We start from the raw sequence: 19,444 nt of genomic DNA, 5'->3' as shown, positions 1-19,444 counted from the left end.
GAACGGAAAGGTTCATTTGTACGTGAAGATATTTCGTTTGGGGTGTTGAAGTAGGTTTGGCAACTCAGGCTACGTGACAAGCTTTCAGGAGGTTGACTCTACGAGGCTCCACTCTCTAGAGTTGGAGTTCAATCGTCCTCACGTTCAAAGCAACGTCATGGGCTATGGATTGCAACGAGAAAACCAGCGAAGTACGCTGGTTGCCGGAACAGAAGCACTGCTGCTCTACCGTCTCTTCTGCGTCCAAACGCGGATAACGACTCGCAAAGAAATTTGCAAGAGGAGAAGTATGGATCGACGTGGCTTTATCGCCGGGTCTGGCGCTGTGCTGCTCAATGGCGGCCTCTATACCGCGAACAATTCTGCCCCGTCAGCAGAGCCTGATGACGTGATCACCGCAGCCTACTACTTCGGCAATTTCCATGTAGACCCTCGAAATGAAGAGGCTCACGGAGTTGGTTGGACTGAATGGAATCTGGTCAAAGCCGCCACGCCGCGTTTTCCGGGCCACGACCAACCCAAAGTGCCGCAGTGGGGCTATGGCGACGAGTCCAGGCCAGAAGTCTTCGAGAAGAAGATCGCCGCCGCCCGGCAACATGGCGTCGACGCGCTGTTATTTGATTGGTATTGGTACGAGGACGGTCCCTTCCTCAACGGCGCCCTCTATAACGGTTACCTGAAGGCTGCGAACGTCAAGGATGTTCGCTTCGCACTGATGTGGGCGAATCATGATTGGATTGACATGCACCCTGCCAAAATGCAGAGTCCAGGGAAGATCCAGTTCCACGGCGGAATTTCTCGCAAAGCCTTCGACACTATGTGTGAACGCGTTGTTGAGTTATTTCAGCAGCCCTCGTACCTCAAGCTCAATGGCAAGCCCTACTTTTCTATCTACGAACTCTTTCGCTTCGTGGAGGGGATAGGAGGGTTGAAGCAGGCGGTTGAGGCACTTGATGCGTTCCGCGAGAAAGCACGTGCTGCAGGCTTCCCCTCCATCCATATCAATGCGGTCACATGGGGTGTGAAGCTCTTGCCCGGTGAAGCACAGGTCACGAATCTTCCTCAGTTACTGCGAGAGTTGGCTATCGACAGCGCGACTTCCTACGTGTGGATTCATCATGCACAGCTCGCGCATACTGCCACAACAGAATATGGGGATGTTCGCCACAAGTACGAGACGTACCGCGATGGAGCATCTGCGGATCTTGGGTGCATGTATTTCCCCAATGTCACGGTCGGATGGGATGCAACGCCCCGCACTTGTCAAACCGACAACTTTCGGGTCGGTGGCTATCCCTTCACATCTGTAGTCGTCAACAACTCGCCACAAGCATTCGAGGAAGCATTGCGCTCAGCAAGGCAGTTTGCCCTCGGCAGGCTGCCTCCAGGTAACCGCCTGGTCACTCTCAACTCCTGGAACGAGTGGACCGAAGGCAGTTATCTCGAACCGGATACGGAACATGGAAGCGCGTATCTAGAGGTGATCCATAGCGTATTCAAATCCTCAAGCAAGAGAACGGAAGCAGGTAATCGCGAGGTCGCTGGACCCGAAGCGCCTTCTAAGTATCGCAAAGTCGGCATGTCGGCAAACGTCAAGCCTGAGCGAATCGACGTTTCCCAAAACACCGTTTTTGGTGAACTTCAGCTAATTCGATGCTAACGGGCAAGTCGACACATCTTGGCTCGATGCCCTCCTGCGAGGGCATCCCTAGTGAACGCTGGACTCCATTTTTAGTTCTGTACGGTAACTCCGGTTTCCGATTTCTCATAGGCATCCCCGCTTCCGACGACGTAGGTTGCGGTAGGGTTATGGAACCCTTTAGGTCCGAACAGGAAGACGTTGTTGAGAGAGACAATCGCAGTCTGCGTTCCGAGTTGGATATTCACGGTGTTGCCGGTGAAGGTCGTAACGGAGAGATCCTGCTTGCCATCGCCATTGAAGTCGGCGAAGGAGATCTGGTAGGGAGCGCTTGCGGTCGGGAAGGCGACCTGCGGCTGGAACGTGCCGTTGCCGTTCCCCAGCAGAAGGCTGATGGTGTTACCGGTATAGTTGGCGATGGCAAGGCCGGGCTGGCCGGTGCCGTCGAGACCCAATGCGACGATCGAGGTTGGTTCGGTTCCCGTGGCATAGGTGACCTGCGGCTTGAAGGTGCCGCTGCCAGCGTTGAGCAGGATGCTGACCGTGCTATCCCCGAGATTGGCGATGGCAACGTCGGGTAGACCATCGTTGTTGAAGTCTGCGACGGTGGCAGAGAACGGCGTGCTGCCGGTGGCGAAGGTAGTTTCTGCCTGGAAGGTTCCATCGTTCTTGCCGAGTAGAAGCCCGGCGTTTTTGTCGCCGCCATTCAGGACGATGAGGTCCATAACGCCATCGCCGTTGAAGTCAGCTGCAACGGTGTAGTCGGCATCCTTCCCTACAGCAGTGGTGGTCTGCCTGGCGAAGGTACCGTCGCCGTTGCCAAGGAGCACGCCGATGGTCTTATCGCCGAGGTTGGTGACAACCAGATCCTGAAGCCCGTCGCTATTAAGGTCGGTTACGGTTACAGAATAAGGTTCTGTCCCTGTGGCGTACGAGACAGGAGCAGCGAAGGTGCCATCACCTTTGCCGAGCAGAACGCTGACGGTATTTGTAAAGAGGTTGGTGACGACAAGGTCCGGGTTATGGTCGTGATTGAAGTCGGCGATGGCCACCTGGTAGGGCTGGCTGCCGGCCTGGTAGGTGACCTGTGGCTTGAAGGTGCCGTCACCCTTGCCAAGCAGGATGCCGACCGTGCCTTCGACGAGGTTCGCGACGGCGACGTCCGGGAAGCCATCCTTGTTGAAGTCGCCTGTAACCGAGAAGAGCGCTCCGCTGCCCGCTGCGCCCGAGGCGAACGAGGTGGGAGTAGCGAGGGTCTGGGTGAGTGGAGCAGGTGTGACCGTTCCAAGAATAGTGTTGGTGGTGCCGTCGGCGAACTGAATCGAGCCGGTTGGGACCGACTGGCCATAGAAGGTCGCGACATCGGTGAAGTTGAAGCCGGTGTTAGTAGAGACTGCCGAAAGCGATTGGATGGTTCGGTAGTTCCCTACTGAAGTGACGACGAGCGTGGTTGAGGGAGAGGTCTGGGCAGGCAAGGGATTGGTGCCTTGGAACTTCGCGATGATGGTGTGGGTACCTGCACCGGGAACCAGCTTGATGATGGCTACACCTGCGCTCAGCTCGGCACTGCCGAGAAGCGTTGCGGGCGAGGTGGAGGTGTCATAGAAGGAGACGAGGCCTGCGTTCACCGCGCCAGACGAGGAGACGGCAGCACTCAGCGTCACGACGGTGCCCGCATTGATTGGCGATGCTGGTGCAACCGTGAGAGCTGTGTTGAGAGCGACGACCGTAAGTGTGGCCGAGGCGCCGGCGCCGGTGTAGGTGCCGTTCGAGGCTATTTGGCCGGTGGTGTTGGTGTAGGTGCCAGCGACAGCACTCAATACATTCGTTTTTACGGTGCAGGTTGCTCCTGCGGCGATCGTCGCTCCGGTGAGGGTGATCGAACCAGACTTGAGAAGGCAGAAAGACGAATCATCAGAACTCCAGGAGCTACGGGATCTCGAGACACGACTCACACCCACGCGCCGCAAAGCGCAGGGAGTGATCCAACGAGGTCACATCGAAAAGTGATTTCGTAGCGAGAACCGACCCTATCTTGCTACCGCCAAGATTGCAAGGCATCTTTAAATCGATTCAGCTTGTGGCCTGCCGCTTTAGCCAGCTATGTGATCTCACCGTCTGACGGACCGATCGGTGAGAGTTTTGCCATGCTGATCTACTTTATTTTGCTGGCGTCTGCGTTCCCGAATTCGCAGCTTTGATGTCGGCTCATTGCGAAAATCTACTAATCTGTACCGGCCTGCCTCCTCAGTCTCAAAGATCCAGTCCGACCCATCCGTCGTGTTCGGAATTTCGATTAGTTACGAAATGTATGGGTGTCAGCAGATTTAGAGCAAGATTCACTTGGTTTGCCGTGAGCGGAACTTGTTGAGCCACAGTTCGCTGATAGAAACTCATCTCCGTTACTGGCTCCTTTCGGAGAGGCAGGCGGCATAAGCCATTGTGAGCAAGCATGCTCGCTGTCAGAGTGCCTTTTCCATCCTGATGCACCGTTAGTCGAGCGGCTATCGGAGCAGAGAGACGTCGATCCCATAGGAACCGTAACATCGCTTCTCTTGCCGGTTTGTTGCATGAATACAATGAAGGCTCCCGCATGCGCTGCAACGTCTGGGTTTCCCAAGCAATTTGGTCCTTCCCTAAAGAGAGACCAGTGTCTGTTTTGGAAGTTGGAAAGTAGACGACTGGGTTTGAACAAGGGATCTGAACCGGGTTGTCGATCTGAAGACCGCGTGAGGAGTTCGACACGCCAGGAGTGACGGAAGCAGGAAAGAGAGCACACACGAGGCTATCGATCGACGGAATGCAATATCTTCTTAGACACCGAGACTGTAATGAACAGACAATCAACCTTCAGTCGCGCGTTCATGAAAGTCTTCATCCGAGAGTCACCCATGATAGCTCCGGTTGTTTTTTCCAGGAAGTTCGCAAAGTCTATGTTTTCGGCAATCTCGCCCCGAGCCTCCACAAAGCTCACCATCTACAATCTCCCCATGAAGCTCCCTCTCGCTCTGCTCGCCCCCTTACTGGCTGCATCCACTCTCTCAGCCCAATCCTCATCCGCCAACCCCGCTGATCAGGCCGTCCTCACCACCATTCAAACCCTCTTCTCCGCCATGGCTGCTCATGATCCTGCCGCCACCCGCGCCGCCTTCCTCCCGGGAGCTTCCCTCCTCACCATCAAAGACAATAAATCCACCCTGTTGTCTGTAGACGACTTCGTCACCCGTATCGCAAAAAGCGTCGGAACTCCTATTGAAGAACGCATCCACGAACCGCTTGTCCGCATCGACCGTGATGTGGCCGTCGTCTGGGCACCCTATGCTTTCCTCGCCAACGGCAAAGTCGATCACTGCGGCACCGACCTATTCAACCTCATCCTCATCGACGGCTCGTGGCACATCACCAACATCACTTGGAACTCCATCACAGCCTGCTCTGCCAAATAACCCTGACGCACTAGATCAGGCGCCGGCAAACCGAATCACAAACACTGGTTCTCAACGCTCGGCAGATTTTGCAGCCATACATCGGCAGCCTTAACGAAAGAACTCCTCTTGAAGGTACTGAGTTTCACAGAATGCCTTTTCAAGCGGCCGCCCGATCCTCGAACAATGGGCAGTGCTTACCACGAGAACGAATTTTCACGCTTCATCGTGGCCTCTGGTTTGCGACCTCCTTCTTGCCACATATCGCGTCGACTCCAGCATCGCCCAGATGGTGCTGCCGATCACTAGCAAGCCACACTTGTGACGGAAAGGGCTCCCATAGGTGTACGGTTCCAAGAGAACGACGTGAACATGGTGCTGCGCTACGCAAATTGCTATCGAGATGAACGCCGCAACCGCTGCTGCGACCACTCGAGAGCGACTTGGAACGTACGTGCGCATAAATTTAGGGTGCCTTTGACTTGAACGAATTCCTTTATCAATCAAGGTTCCAAACAAGATAGCAAGCCAATACGCGACGACATCCCACAGCGAGAAGACGCGGCCAAGCAGCAGCACGCCGGGAAGTGTAAGGCGAAAGGCATCCAGGCCGGGCGAGTGGTACAGCTTTAAACATTCGACCGAGGTTGCAACGAATGCCGCCGCCATGCCAGCAGCAGCAACGCTCAACAAACAACACAAGGTCGAGACCATCCAGTAGATCATCAACGCCCACAGCATCGAGCCACCGTATTTCACAAGAACAAGCGGCAAGTCGAGCGGGGCGAACCTTATCAAGAGACCCAGTGCCGCTGTTCCCAGAATGAGGATGGACGAGAGCACAAGAGGGCGAGGTGAAATTACTTGTTTGTTGAACCAGTGCTGCGCCATACATCTCCTTGCTTCTTTCTTGTCCGGACAGTATTCAGCCATGACTTAGAGAGGCAGCGTCACTACTCACATATTTGAAGTCCTGAGTACAGGACAACGAACCATCGATCACTCTTAGCGCCCTACTGTCTTGACACTTTGTAAAGCAAAGTATACGCTTTGCATTACAAAGCTCTCTACATATGACTGACCTTAATCGAGCCATCGTTGAAATACGCAGCATCCGTCGACAAGTGGCACAAACGACGGAGTTCCACGGCTACGGTCCCGCCACGCTCTTTGCCACGGCAATGCTGGCACTGCTGGCGGGCGGAGTTCAATCTTGTTGGATCCCTCAACCCGCTACACAGCCAAAGCAGTATGCAGCCCTCTGGCTCACCGCGGGTGTTATCTGCGCAGCGCTGATCGGAACGCAGATGTTAGTGCGGGCAAACCGACTTCATTCCGGGATGGCCGACGAGATGGTCCGCATGGCCGTGGCGCAGTTCCTTCCCGCGGCCAGTACTGGTGTCATTCTGCCCTTCGTCCTGTTGCGTGTGACGCCGAGTAGTTTATGGCTGCTACCGGGCTTATGGCAGATCGTTTTTGGCCTTGGCGTCTTTGCTTCCTGCCGCTGTCTGCCACGACCCATGCTTCTTGCAGGCATCTGGTTTCTTCTCACCGGTCTCTCCTGCATCGCTCTCGGAGATCTTCGGGCTCTCGCCCCGGTTACGATGTCCATCGCCTACGCGATCGGAATGACACTCGTCGCCGCAATCCACTATTTCTCCGCAAGAAAGGCTTTGATCAGTGAAGATAACGAATTCTAAGCCTGCCGCCCCCTTTGCCTACGAGGGCCTTGATCGCGTCATCCACGAACGCGCACGACTCAGTGTCCTTACCTCGCTCATGACGCATCCGAAGGGGCTTAGTTTTGTTGAACTCAAGCAGCTTTGTGCTCTCACGGATGGCAATCTGGCGCGTCACCTCCAGGTACTCGAAGAGGATGGCATGGTGAGGCTCAGCAAAGATACCGATACAGGGCGGGCTCAGACCACTGCTCGCATTACCGTGGCAGGCCGCAAGCGGTACTTGGAATACCTCACCATCCTTGAACAGGTCGTTCGGGATGCTGCTTCCGTGAGTCACGAAGGCGAAGAAAACCTGATTCGCCGCAAACTTACACCGATCAGCACCTAAGAGCTTTTGCCTCTACATCACAGATCTACGCCCTCTAGCTTTGTAATACAAAGTAGTCTCAGGAGAACTGCCATCATGAGCACATCCGTCTCGCCCCAGCCTTCGGGAATCAGTCTCTTCTCCCGCTCTCTCGGTACAAAGTTCTTCATCCTTCTCCTGCTAGCCGTTGGCATGAGCATCTCAGGCTTCTTCGTAGAGGGTCTGACCACGGAACGTGCTGACAGGCACGGCGTACTCGCTGCTTCCTCAGACAATGCTTCCGAGCAGCCGAAGACTGTCCTCGGTATTCGCCTGGCGGACTCATACCGTTCCACCCGCCGCTCCCTGCACTACATCACCCTCTTCCTCGGTCTCGTTTTCCTAACCTACTTCCTCTTCGAGGTTCTCACCGGGAAAAGTGTTCATCCGGCCCAGTACGCCCTGGTCGGTATCGCCCAAACCATCTTCTACCTTCTCCTGCTGTCCTTAGCCGAACATGTTGGCTTCGATCTCAGCTTCCTGATCGCAGGCGCCTCTACCATCGCACTCCTCGCAATCAACACCGAGTGGGTCTTTCGCAGCCGCAAGCTTGCCCTTCGGTCCCTCGGGGTATTTACAAGCCTTTACGCGTTCATTTATGTCCTGTTACGTGTCGAAGCGTACGCTCTCCTTGTAGGCGCCATCGCTAGCTTCACAGCCGTTGCCGCCGCGATGTATGTCACTCGCAATGTGGACTGGTATGGCGCGAGCACCCCAGTTCCTAACTTCGCCACCAACTCGTCCGCTTCAGCTCCAAGGAAGAGTGAATCATGGCTGGACTGAGACGGATGTCTTACGATGGTTCGAACGGATAGAGTAGTCCTTAATATCGTTTTTCCTGGATGCGATGCTTCAGTTCCGTGAAACCAGAGCGGTCACTGCCCATCCATCAAGTACGATGAATGGGCAGTGACCATGGAACGAGAGATGCCAGGAGAGTTCAAACCGGTACAACAAGCTAAAGCTATTCAGAAGATTCACCTCTGCTTGTCATTTTCATGACTGGTTTGTTGATCAGCGGAGTCACCGCTTTCCCGTTGCAGACTGAACTCAGAGTTCTGCGCTCAGTTCTCGAAGCTGCACCAGTTAGGCCAATCGCCGAGGCCGTCGGCCTGCTGCCATGGATTGCACGGGTGCACGATGCACTCTCTGAAACAAACGCTCACTTCCCATTCCTGGCCTACGGGACGGACTGGCTAGCCTTTGCTCACTTGGTGCTTGCTGCTCTGTTCATTGGTCCCTATCGTGATCCCGTTCGAAACAAGTGGGTCGTCACGTTCGGTGTCATCGCCTGTGCAGGAGTCATTCCGCTTGCTCTCATCGCAGGCCACGTTCGCGGCATTCCGCTACCATGGCGACTCATCGATTGCAGCTTCGGGGTATTTGGGGTCATTCCACTTCTACGTTGCAAGCAGCTTATCTCGAGCCTTGAGCACTCGACCCATCATTGATTCTTCAAGGTCCACGAACTCAAGCGTTGCCTGGTAGAAGGAATGCTCAGGTTCAATCTTATTTCTCAAAGCACCGTTTTCAGAGAGTGAAAAACTCGGATGCTCTACGGATGCAAGACACAGCTAGATCATAACCAATCGAGGTCTTCGGACGCCAAGATCGAGTATGCGTGGAGAGACTACTCCTATCGTCCGTTGAAGGTCCGGAAGAAACTTGACTTTTGTGGCCCCGTGCAGTCCTCCAGGTACAGAGTACGCCGCAAGCGTGTACTGGTAAAGGTACTGACTCGCATACATAACCCTCATAGAATGAATACTTTCGTACTTGAGGTACGGGGGGTAGATAGGGTGGAGACGCTTCAAAGCCAGCAAAACCGGTTCCTCGCATATAAGCCGTTCTTGTCGCCTGTAACCTACTTGATCGAACTCAGGCTGGGCTGCAACATTCGGAAAAGCGCTCCTCCTATCGAAGGGAATTGGTAGGCTAGCCACGTCAGCACGGGCAATGCACCAAACGTTAGTATCCGCTGGAAAAACTCGACTCCTAGTTCATTCTGCTTTGTATCTGTAATTCGGCTTAAGACGGCGTTGCGATGCATCTGCGCAAAAACGGATATGACACCTATGCCAAGAAGCAGTAGCAGCGCCGTAAACATCCAGTTCACCTCTCGGCGCGGTTGAAACGGATAAGAATTCCAAGCCACAATTCCGAGCACAAATGTAATCGAAACAAAGCTCATGATGTGCCGCATGTTAACCAGCACGGAGCGAATTGTGCTTAGGTAGCGAAGTGCCAGGAACTCTTCCGCCTGAGGAATATAAGCGTGGGCGTCCTTTCCAGGATTTACTTTCTGGGCTTCAGTAGCTACGAGTTGCGCATCGAAAAGCCGACTTGCTACTTCACCGACATCGGCCTGAGCAATCTCTGTCTTACCGCGCAGGCTCACGATCAGTGGAGTGAACCCGCTGTTCTTGCTACCCGTCTCTTGCGTGGCTTCATTCGTCTCAACCAGGCCTGTCCGCTGCTTATCCCAGTAGGGCAGCAGGATGCCCGATAGTAGAGCTTCGCTTGCCGCAGCATAGTCGCACTCAATAGCCCACATAAGATCCATTGATCGCCGGTCGCCATCCCTTGGAACATCAACGTGATCGATGAAGTCTGCGCATCCCTCGACCATAGGTTGCTCTTGATCCACGCTGTCCTTCCGGCCATACTGCTCCATCAGCAGGCCGACATGCGTTTGAAGGTTCGCGTAAGCATCCTGCAATCTCTTTGCTGCTGTGGGATCCTCCTGTCCTATAACAGTCACTAGCTCACCTGTATGGATCAGTTGACGCAGCGACTCAGTAGAACGCGACATGTCGCGCCAGTAATCCTGCAGGTTTCCTCGGCGGAGCATTGTGATCCAACTCACTCCTTTTAGCCGATCAAATGCATCGCGTAATGGCATAATTTCGAGCGGATCCAGGAGACCTCGCTGTAGAGCCTGCCACACAACAAGCATTCGAACCCAACCGCTGAGAGCAATAAGAATCTGTGGAAAGAAAAGGGCAAAGATCAGGAACTCATAGAGCGTAGGTAAGAACCTTGCCATCTCGCCCGAGTGCCACAAAAAGCGATCCATCGACTTGAACGGAACGATTACTACACCCACGCAGAATAAAAGAATATAGAAGCTCGACAACGCCACGTCCACCCATCGCCGCATCTCGCCGCTTGGTCCTCGCAGAGCATTCTGCAGCAGGAAACGCGTAATTAACAAGCAACTCATGTTCTTGTACAACTGAGGGCTGTTCTTATTATTAAATGAGTCAAGTGCCTCATCGGACACGTACATCGGAGAAGTAGTTTGATACGTGACCTTTGCCGCTCGCGGAAGCACCGGTCGGGACTTCTTGGAAAATCGCAGCCGCAGTGTTTGATAGACCGCCCATAAATACCAACTTGAAAGCAAAATAAGCACCGGCATGACCGGCGACACGCCTGACTCCGGATGGAGTGAACGGTAGCTGAAGAACACGCCCGCAAACGTTCGTTCATTCGCGGCCCCGTTATCAAGACATACCCGTGCCCAGGTAAATGGGGCGAACACTGTAGTTAGAAATGCAACTAAATCAAAAAATACATAGCGGTCTAAACCCTCGCCGCTGCGAAATACGTAAGACCACGTCTTAGTCAGCGTACACACCAGCGCACTTAGCCCCGCACCCATCGTGAGCAAGGCCACGAAGAATGCATCCGTCGTCACGGTGCCACCGTGATAACGTGTGCCGAAGACTGGAAACGCTAGCAGGAACGTCATGACAAAGAGCATCGCTGTACCAATGTGCAGATAGACACTCCGCCGACGCGGATGGTCATTTTCTCGAACATCCAGATCGCGAGTCATCGAAGACCAATAGCGTGCCGTGAGCATAACGATCACGTGGCCGCAACACGCAATCGTCAGTCCAAGGCACAAGGCGAACCACGGTAGCGACGGGTTCACCACCTGGTCGCTGAGCACATCCTGTCCGGGCTGCAAACAAGGTGATGGTTTTGCGCCAGCCGAGTAAATCGTTGGCAGCAGCGGTGGCATGCTTTCGTTGCCGCACACATTCAGCACTCCGAGGAGATAATCGCCATCGCGACCGGCCGCAGTCGCCCAGAGACTCGGCCTGAAGGCATTCTTTGCTTCGTCAGGAGCTTTGTAACCCACCAGGTTGGGTAGGTTCCCGGTATTGCCATCCCAGAACGTATAACTCGCAGCGTTATATATCGAGTGACTTAGGGAATCCGGAAAAGCATGCAAGACGGTCGTGTTGGTGTCATGCGTTGTCCAGGCTAATGGATAGGGAGTCAGACTTACCGCTCCAATAAATGGGGGACGATCAGCAGGTCGATCGAACATAAGATCTTCGCCGTTCAAAAAGACCAGTTGCGCATCCGGGCAGGCGCGATGAAAGAACTCGGCTAGAAAAAATTCGTCGAGAATGTTCGAAGCCGAGATTACAACGAATTGAATCTGTAGTTCATTGAAGTCTCTGGCGAGCGCCAATAGTCGAGACTCCTGCGAGATCGGTGTCTGCGAAGTTGAGAACTGGGGAATCGTATCGCCTTCACCTGCATCTTTTAGCGTAAGTGGCAGATAGGGGCTCAGAGACCCACCTTCTTTACTGCCGGTACTTTCTCCTTCCAGTGAAGCATTTCGCAAGAGCGCCACTCCTCGAGGATAGGTCGCCACCAACCCAGATTCATCGGCGCATGAAGTCGCGCCGCTTGATGCAGAATTCTGCGCCTGAGATGCTCCGAAAACTGTCCCTTCCTCCGCCAAAAAGGCAGTGCGTTTAAATGAATATTTCGCCCGCTCAAGTGACGCTCGAAAAGCGCAATTCTCGCGAATCGCATTCTCACCGAACGACCGGTACGTCACCTTAGGACCAATCGGCGCCTCCCCGGAATCTGCCTTTGCGTGCATCCCGCCAATCAGGCTTGAAGCAACCGGAGTCGAGGTCCACCCGGTCACGTCAATAGAATCTACCCCGAGGATCTTACCGGCTTGTTCTATTCCAAAACGAAGTGAAGCCGCGGAGCCAGACCCACGAGGACCAATGATCGCCGCCGCATTTCCTCCATTTTTCATCGTGAACCGTACCGTCGCTCGCGGCATAGGCAGGCAGCGCCCCCCGCCATCCCGTGTAGCGCAACGGTTCTCACCTTCCTCGCGGAGACTTCGCTGAGCACGGAAGGCTGCCTCCAACTGCGTCCCGTTCACACCCAGTGTCGACGTTTCACTCACCAGAAATAGATAGACTAACCGGTGATAACTCAACGAAAGTTCCTTGTCCCCGATCTCCGGCGAATACTTGAAGATCACCAGACCAGGCTGCCTGAGCCGAGCACCATCGACATCTGGAGTAGTCCCTGCTTGCGTTGCCTTCGCATTCCATGGAAGCCAGTAGTAGCTTGGCAGGTATTTATAGCTGGCCGCAGCTTGCACGATAGAGTCGATTGAACGATCAAAATCCAATTCCATGTGGCCGTGCAGCGGATCAGTTACCGTTGCTACCAGTGCAACAATTTCAGGTGGCGTTGAATTCGATGTCGGCTTAGGAAGTCCCCACGTCGTCTCCCCGCATCCCTGCGAGACTGTTTTGGCGGTAGTGAGCTTTGTCTGTACCTTGAGTCCATCCCCCGCCGCGCTGGTCGTAAACACAGGCTCCGTTTGCGGTTCAGATTCAACTCGGTCCACACGCTCTGGAGCCCAATACTGGCATGAGGCCGACCACGGGCCTTCACCTTTCACCGCCGCAGCGGCACCTATAACATCATCGTGCCCTCTGGCCTGAGGAGTAGCCCTTATTGCGGGCACAGACGAGCGCATAAACATCCCAAACATTAGGAGCAGCCCAGTCGTTACACCTCCTCGGGCTTTATTCACAGGTCACCCGCAAGATCGCCGGACACTCGTAAAAGTGACGATGAGGCAAGAAAGCGGCGCAGGAAGAAATTGCAGAGACGATCAAGTAAAGCATCAGGCACTCTCCGTTGAGTGGGGCGGCGCTTATGTTAGTAAGTTCGAGCAGCTTATTGCCTGCTAATCCGGGGGTCAAGCTAAATTGCACTCTCTCCAGACCTTGCTCTTGGCAGTAGCGGGGACTACGTGTACCTCACCTAGAGCCCATAGCCGCCGTCTCACTCCGACTAAGATCTGAAGTATCTGAGGGACAATGAAATTTAATCAGTCAGACGTGGCCGGTTTTGATACTGTTCTCGGATGACTTTAGAGGCACCTACCGTCCCGGGCGATGCAGCACGAAAGTCGTGTGTTGCCTGCGGCGAGATGATCCCGATGGCGGCAGGTTCCCGAGAAAAAGTTCTCACCCAAGGTGCTGCTGGGCTGGATCGCAAGCGCGACCGCCGTCATCGGCCTCATCGCGAGTCTGTCGGGCGGTGCGAAGTGGGTGCAGGGGCTCTGGTTGCAGCACCAGTCGCAGCGTTCCGAACTGGCTCTTGTAGCCGTGCAGCAGACCCAGGAGGAGTACGGAGCTGCGATTAGGCGATACGGAGACATTCTCAAGAGTGATCCAAATAACGTAGCTGCGCAGGATGGGCAGGTCGCTACAACGATGGCCTGGATGGAAAATTTCTCCGTCGTAGGTGACGACTACGCAAAGATCGCGGCGGCAGAGCTCGACGAGGCGATTGGCATTCTCGATGCCGGGCTGGCACGAGGCCGGCGGCCAGCGGATATCGAAGCGCACCTGGGCTGGGCCCACTGGCTCAATCAGCATATTGCGGAGCGAGAGTTCGGGCCCATAGCCGAGCAGGATTTCAATTGAGCCCTGCAACTCGATCCGGCCAACGTCTACGCTCACGCAATGCTCGGAAATTGGCTACTGCAGACTGGTGGCAGCGTTGTTCAGGCTAATCATCACTTCGCCGCAGCTCTTGCGACAGGCAAGGAGCGTCCGCTTGTTCGCAGTATGCAACTCGGCGGCCTCGTCGGCTACGAAGAGCCCGGAGCTCGGGGCGCTATCATACAGGCAGCAAACGCCATGCGAGAAGGTGCAGAGCCAATCACCGATGATGAGAAGCGGCGGATCGTCGAGTACTGTTGAACCGCCGGGATGGAGGAGCAGCGCGAGCTTGTCGAGGCGCTGAGTGCGCTGCCGATGAGCGAAGCGTGGACAACGTATCAATGGCTTGACGTTCGGCAGAATGGCATCGATGAGTCGATGTGGCAGATGCATCAGAACTTCATCCACGCGGAGCTGCTGGAGATTGCCGGACAGAGGGCCCAGGCATTGACGGAGTATAGGGCAGTCGCAGATATGCTGGCCAAGCGGCCCGGATCGCTCAAAGATGCTGTCGTTGCCGGTGTCAAACGAACCAGCTAGAGGTGGAAGCTGAGTAAGGACGTAAGTCGCGTCTGGTAAGTCTGCCGCATACCTCAGTTGGATATCGGGATCACCTAATAACGTAGGTTTACTGTCCGCACTCGGACTTTTCTGCGAAGGCTAAACGGCCCTTGATCGCGGTAGGTTGTAATGAGAAGAAACAGGGAAATTCTTTTCAGCTCATAACTCACCAACTACTGCAGCCATACATTTTGGCGATGTTACCAAAGTTTCATTGCTAAGCGTATAAGTGGGGCATACGGTCCTTTAGTAATTTGATTGGAAACTCAAGTCACATTGAAAGGAGAACTAAATGCCACATCTTACAATCCTTCTCGGTTTTCTTGGCGCTCTTACTATTTTTCTCTAAGCCCGCCGCATAATTCAAACTGGACCTACGGCGGTCCTCTTCGGATCGCCGTAAGTATCGTGCCCCCGATCTATTGGCAGGCTTCTTGTCTTCTTCGAGCACTTTGGATATTAGTCCCATCGATGCTGCCAGCTTAGCCCGCCGAATTTGATACTTTATTTCTCAGTCTCAGCGAAACTCTGTACACATGCTACTGCACTATCCAAAAGTAATCACATTCCCGTTTCTTGACATCCGTGCGTCATACGATCGGTAGATACCAGATGGTATAACGGAACAAAACTTCCACTCATTCTCAGAGGTGCAGGTTGAATTCCGCGTCCGAGGACATCACGCGGCTGCTCGCCGAAATGCGGCAAGGTAACCACGAGGCGGAAGCCCGGCTCATCCCGCTTGTCTACGCAGAGTTACATCGCATTGCGGCCCATTATATGCGGGGGGAGCGCTTCGACCACTCTCTTCAGCCGACAGCGCTCGTCCATGAGGCTTACCTGCGGCTCAATAAACTACAAACGATTGACTGGCAGAGCCGCTCTCACTTCTTCGCCATCTCGGCAAATGTGATGCGGCGTATTCTTGTCGACTACGCCAGGGCGAAAAAGGCGGATAAGCGTGGAGCGGAGTTCGTTGACGTAAGCCTCGAAGAGGGCTTGGTCGCAGCAGCCATGCCCTCCGTCGACCTGATTGAATTGGATGACGCGCTGTTGCGGCTCGCGCTTTTTGACGAACGGCAGTCCAGGATCGTGGAGATGCGTTTCTTTGCAGGATTGAACGACGAAGAGATCGGCCTGACTCTGAGCATCTCAACCCGAACCGTCAAGAGGGACTGGCGAATTGCCAAGGCGTGGCTCTTTCAGGAACTGAATGGCTCCAGGCGGCGCACGACCTAGCGGCTAAATTGAGAGCACGACCGTCTCTCGTACAAAGGGCCCCGAACGAATCTGTCGAAATGCCGGTGACAAGGTCGAAGAATCTAATCCGTTGGGAGAAGACGAAGGAGATCTTCGATGCCGCTCTCGCGCTACCTGAGCAGGAGCGGCAGGCGTATCTGTTCGAAAGTACGGCGGGTGACAGCGACTTGCGGGCTGATGTAGAGGAGCTGCTGGCGGCGGACGCCGAAGCTGGTGGCTTTCTCGATAGCCCATGGGCAGTCGAACCTCAGCCCGTTGTCGAGCAGCTTCCCCACTTTCATCCCGGCGACATGATCTCCTCGCGCTTCCGCGTCATGCGGCTGCTTGGGAACGGCGGCATGGGGCAGGTATATCAGGCCTACGATTCTGAGCTGGGGGTCTCGGTCGCGTTGAAGACCATCCGTCCGGAGATCGCAACGAATCCTGAGATCGTGGCTCGCTTTCGCCAGGAGGTACGGCTTGCGCGTCGCATCACGCACCCGAATGTCTGCCGCACCTTCGACATGCAGCGCGATGCGGCCATTGTCGATCCGGCTACGGGGCGTTCGCTCGAGATCACCTACCTGACAATGGAATACCTCGAGGGGGAGAGTCTTCGCGAGGCGTTGAAGCGGAAGGGTCGGCTCAGCGTCGACGAGGCGCTCGATATCGCACGGCAGATAGCGCTCGCTCTTACAGCAGCGCACGAAACCGGAGTCGTGCACCGAGACGTAAAGCCTGCGAATGTAATGATCGTTCCGCGCCTGGAGGGCTGCCGCGTCGTCGTGACCGACTTCGGCCTGGCGCGGCTTGATGCCCTCGGCGAAGCCGGCGAGCTTTCAGCGATCAGCCAGACGGGCAGGGTTGTCGGGACATTGGCTTACATGGCTCCGGAGCAGTTAGAGGGCGGACAGGCGACTGCGGCCAGCGATATCTATGCGTTCGGCCTGGTGCTCTACGAGATGGTGACCGGGAGCAAGGCCTTTCCGGAGAATGGACCATTGGGCGGCGTGTGGAAGCGGCTCGCCGGGCCACCGCCCTCCCCGCGAGCGCTGGTTCCTGAGCTGAGCGAAGCATGGGTCGGCACGATTCTCCGATGCCTGCAGGTAAAGCCGCAGGACCGATTTCCCTCGGTAAGCGCACTGATCGCACAGCTTGTTGGAAGCTCAACCCTCTCGATCCATCCATCCCGTATTGTGCAGGGCTATGCTTCGAGCGAGAAAGCCAGCCTTTGGCATACACGTCGCTGGTGGATCGTCGGGATTTGCGTAATCCTCGTCTGCGTGTCCCTTTTCGTCTTTAGATCTCGCCTACACAGTACAGGGCCGGATGCGAAAGTTGCGCCCGGCGCCATGGTCTTTCTGGCTGGAGTGCAGAACGACACCGGCGAACGCTCTCTCGACAACCTGGAAGAGCTGTTGCGAGGGCAACTGGTGCAGTCAGTGCAGTTCAATTTGCTGGATCGAGGCACGGTGGCCGACATGTTGCAGTTGATGACCAGGAACCCGGGAACGTCCATCGACGACCGCACGGCCCGTGAGATTGCGTTGCGCTCGGGCGCTATGCGGATCGTCCGAGGAACGGTGTCGGCATCGGGTAAGCAGCACACGTTGCAGATCCGAATCGAGGAGCCGGACAGCCAGCCTGACCGTGCACGGCATACCTGGAAGAAGGAGTGGAGCTGGGAGGCTGGCTCCAGCGGGCCCGAGAAGGGGGAAATTCCGGAGTCTTTGCTTGAGGCCGTTCGTGATGCCGGCGCTTGGGTCCGCAGTCAGGCGGGCGAAGCGGCGAACGATCTCGCCCGACTCGATGCGCCTCCACAGGACGTCACGACCAGCAGCTGGGATGCGCTGGCCGAGTACACGCACGCCGAAGAACTCGCTTCGCGGGGTAAGGATGACGATGCCATTGCATCGCTTAAAAATGCTGTTCAGCTCGATCCACAGTTTGCACTTGCATACGCACGGATCGGTGACATTCTCGTCTCGCAGGAGCACGCGGTCGATGGTTATGAGGCGTATAGCCGCTCGCTGAGCGCAGGAATGGCGAGACGACTCTCTCGACGGGAGCGCGATCGCATCAAGGGTATGTATGCGCTCGATAGCGGTGATCTGCAGGCAGCCGACGTGGCTTTTCGCGACTACATCGCCTACTACGAGAACGATCCGCTTGGATGGGCATATCGGGTCTATCCACTGGAGATGCTCGGTCGGACGGATGAGGCACTCGCAGCACTCCACAGGGACCTTGAACTGCGCCCGGAATGGAAGTTTGCCCTGACGGAGACAGTCAAAGTTCTCCTGCTGGCGCAACGTTATGACGAAGCACAACAGGCGCTCGACCATGTAAGGCACGCTGGCTTTGTGGACGACGCCGCAGAACTCGACGGCAGCCTCCAATTCCTTCTGGGACATTACGACAAGGCTGAGTCGTCTTTTGTATTGCTGTCGCACGCCAAGGATCAGGAGCTTCGGTGGCGGAGCTTTCGCCTGCGAGCGCGGCTTGCAGCAGAGCGCGGAGACGCATCCACAGCTTTAAGACTTCTTCAGGAGGGAGCGAGCACGGCAGGACGGGACTCGCAAATTTCGCGTCTGCTGGATCGTGCCGCTATCCACGTCAGGGTCGCCGACAACGCGGCCCTGCTGCTCGACGTGAAGCAGGCCCTCAGTCTGCAACCCAGTCAGCAGAACGTGATTGCCATCTCGAGTTTGCTGGGTGAGGCCTTCACGAAAGCCTCTGCGGGCAGCCAGTCGCTTTTGCGTCAGCAGTTGAATACGTTGCCCAATGCATTGCCGAAGCAGGACGCAGGTGTCATTTCGGAACTCGCTCGGCTGCGCGTCGATGGGGAGATCCGACTCGCAGGAGGCGACTGGAAGGAAGCACTTGACTCTTTCCGGAGGGCCGCAAACCTCGACGCACCGGCTGGAAGCAGGGGCTATCTCGGCCGGGTCCTCGCGATCGCGGCGTCGCATCAAGGGGATGTTGCAGCCACACGCCAGATGAACCTGGAAGCCATGCAGGCGTACGCCGCCGTGGCGTTGCGCCCGGGCTTCATCTGGCAAGATCCAATCGTCCATGCTCCGGGCTTCTATGCCGATCAGTTGGAGCAGTTCCTGCGGCTGGCCTCACAGACTGAATCCCTATCTCCAGAACTGCGCTCGCCTGCCCAGTCGCTTCGCAGGCTGAGAAGTGAAAGCGTCGCGACTGTTCCTGGCCTCCGCAAATATCTGGAGGTTGATGTTTCTTACGCAGGTGAACCAAAGCCCCATTGAGGAGAGATCCATGACAACCAAGAAGACAGCGAAGAAGGCACCAGTAAAGAAAACTCCACCCGCTCCCATTGAGACACTGAATGCAGGCCAGCGCAACCTGCTGCTGATCTGGATACTGCTCACCACGAACAACACAACGGTTCCCGATGGCACAGGGCCCGAAGATGCTCAGAAGATCGTAGACAGTCTTCAGGCTCTCAAGGTTCTGCAACACATTGATCAGCCAAGTGTTTTGAAGCTCGTCAAGGCTGCTCTCGATCCAGCAAACTTCTCATCATTCGCCCAGACAAGATTGGTGTTTCAGGCCATCGCGGCGAGCATGGCACCATGGCCGCCCAGCACGAATGCCGTTAACCATCCTGCGGCAGCCGAGTTGCAATCGACATTCTTCCCGGCTTAGACCCCGTCTTCAAAGCAGGAGGATCGTGT

Annotated in this window: 15 protein-coding genes; 12 read left to right on the top strand and 3 right to left on the bottom strand. The window is 55.5% G+C overall.

Annotated elements, in window-relative coordinates:
- Positions 1-289: 289 nt before the first annotated feature.
- On the top strand, positions 290-1,660 hold the full coding sequence (locus tag OHL20_RS07585; RefSeq protein ID WP_263382596.1) for a glycosyltransferase WbsX family protein: 1,371 nt from the start codon (positions 290-292) through the stop codon (positions 1,658-1,660).
- Positions 1,661-1,731: 71 nt separating this feature from the next.
- On the opposite strand, the gene OHL20_RS07580 is transcribed toward OHL20_RS07585, so the two are convergent.
- A complete protein-coding gene (locus OHL20_RS07580) occupies positions 1,732-3,594 on the bottom strand; it encodes an FG-GAP repeat domain-containing protein (protein WP_263382595.1) in 1,863 nt (620 codons plus the stop codon).
- Positions 3,595-4,572: 978 nt separating this feature from the next.
- Here OHL20_RS07580 and OHL20_RS07575 point away from each other — a divergent pair.
- Positions 4,573-5,085 carry a nuclear transport factor 2 family protein gene (locus OHL20_RS07575; RefSeq protein ID WP_263382594.1) on the top strand — a complete coding sequence of 171 codons (513 nt, stop codon included), beginning with the start codon at positions 4,573-4,575 and terminating at the stop codon, positions 5,083-5,085.
- A 195-nt stretch (positions 5,086-5,280) separates the two neighbouring features.
- On the opposite strand, the gene OHL20_RS07570 is transcribed toward OHL20_RS07575, so the two are convergent.
- Positions 5,281-5,955 (bottom strand): ribosomal maturation YjgA family protein, encoded by a 675-nt coding sequence (locus OHL20_RS07570; RefSeq protein ID WP_263382593.1) that lies wholly within the window; start codon positions 5,953-5,955, stop codon positions 5,281-5,283.
- Positions 5,956-6,188: 233 nt separating this feature from the next.
- On the opposite strand from OHL20_RS07570, the gene OHL20_RS07565 reads away from it, so the two are divergent.
- The 4 genes from OHL20_RS07565 to OHL20_RS07550 all read left to right on the top strand — a co-directional run bounded on the left by OHL20_RS07565 (position 6,189) and on the right by OHL20_RS07550 (position 8,603).
- A complete protein-coding gene (locus tag OHL20_RS07565) occupies positions 6,189-6,764 on the top strand; it encodes a hypothetical protein (RefSeq protein WP_263382592.1) in 576 nt (191 codons plus the stop codon).
- Entirely contained in the window at positions 6,745-7,134 is a 390-nt protein-coding gene (locus OHL20_RS07560; protein WP_263382591.1) for a transcriptional regulator, read from the top strand. Before OHL20_RS07565 ends, OHL20_RS07560 begins: the two co-directional genes overlap by 20 nt.
- A gap of 75 nt (positions 7,135-7,209) precedes the next feature.
- A complete protein-coding gene (locus tag OHL20_RS07555) occupies positions 7,210-7,935 on the top strand; it encodes a cell envelope integrity protein CreD (RefSeq protein ID WP_263382590.1) in 726 nt (241 codons plus the stop codon).
- Positions 7,936-8,150: 215 nt separating this feature from the next.
- Positions 8,151-8,603 (top strand): hypothetical protein, encoded by a 453-nt coding sequence (locus OHL20_RS07550; protein WP_263382589.1) that lies wholly within the window; start codon positions 8,151-8,153, stop codon positions 8,601-8,603.
- A 413-nt stretch (positions 8,604-9,016) separates the two neighbouring features.
- Here OHL20_RS07550 and OHL20_RS07545 read toward each other — a convergent pair whose 3' ends face one another.
- Positions 9,017-12,799 carry a hypothetical protein gene (locus tag OHL20_RS07545; RefSeq protein ID WP_263382588.1) on the bottom strand — a complete coding sequence of 1,261 codons (3,783 nt, stop codon included), beginning with the start codon at positions 12,797-12,799 and terminating at the stop codon, positions 9,017-9,019.
- A 673-nt stretch (positions 12,800-13,472) separates the two neighbouring features.
- Between OHL20_RS07545 and OHL20_RS07540 the strand changes: the two genes are divergently transcribed.
- From OHL20_RS07540 to OHL20_RS07515, 6 genes are all read left to right on the top strand, one after another.
- The gene (locus OHL20_RS07540) at positions 13,473-13,925 is read left to right on the top strand and encodes a hypothetical protein (protein ID WP_263382587.1); all 453 of its coding nucleotides are present in this window, start codon (positions 13,473-13,475) and stop codon (positions 13,923-13,925) included.
- Positions 13,926-13,964: 39 nt separating this feature from the next.
- Positions 13,965-14,204: a hypothetical protein gene (locus OHL20_RS07535; protein ID WP_263382586.1), complete on the top strand. Its 240-nt coding sequence runs from the start codon at positions 13,965-13,967 to the stop codon at positions 14,202-14,204.
- Positions 14,205-14,213: 9 nt separating this feature from the next.
- Positions 14,214-14,483, top strand: a complete 270-nt coding sequence (locus OHL20_RS07530) for a hypothetical protein (protein WP_263382585.1) — start codon at positions 14,214-14,216, stop codon at positions 14,481-14,483.
- 678 nt (positions 14,484-15,161) lie between these two features.
- The gene (locus OHL20_RS07525) at positions 15,162-15,743 is read left to right on the top strand and encodes an ECF-type sigma factor (RefSeq protein WP_263382584.1); all 582 of its coding nucleotides are present in this window, start codon (positions 15,162-15,164) and stop codon (positions 15,741-15,743) included.
- Between the two features lie 65 nt (positions 15,744-15,808).
- Complete coding sequence (locus tag OHL20_RS07520) at positions 15,809-19,015, top strand: serine/threonine-protein kinase (RefSeq protein ID WP_263382583.1); 3,207 nt, start codon at positions 15,809-15,811, stop codon at positions 19,013-19,015.
- Positions 19,016-19,025: 10 nt separating this feature from the next.
- Positions 19,026-19,415 carry a hypothetical protein gene (locus OHL20_RS07515; protein WP_263382582.1) on the top strand — a complete coding sequence of 130 codons (390 nt, stop codon included), beginning with the start codon at positions 19,026-19,028 and terminating at the stop codon, positions 19,413-19,415.
- Positions 19,416-19,444 lie beyond the last annotated feature (29 nt).

Origin of the sequence: Granulicella arctica (assembly GCF_025685605.1) — a bacterium.
Classification (GTDB): Bacteria; Acidobacteriota; Terriglobia; order Terriglobales; family Acidobacteriaceae; genus Edaphobacter; species Edaphobacter arcticus.
The sequence above is the reverse complement of the archived record's forward strand: the minus strand, read 5'-3'. Positions and strand labels throughout refer to the sequence as shown.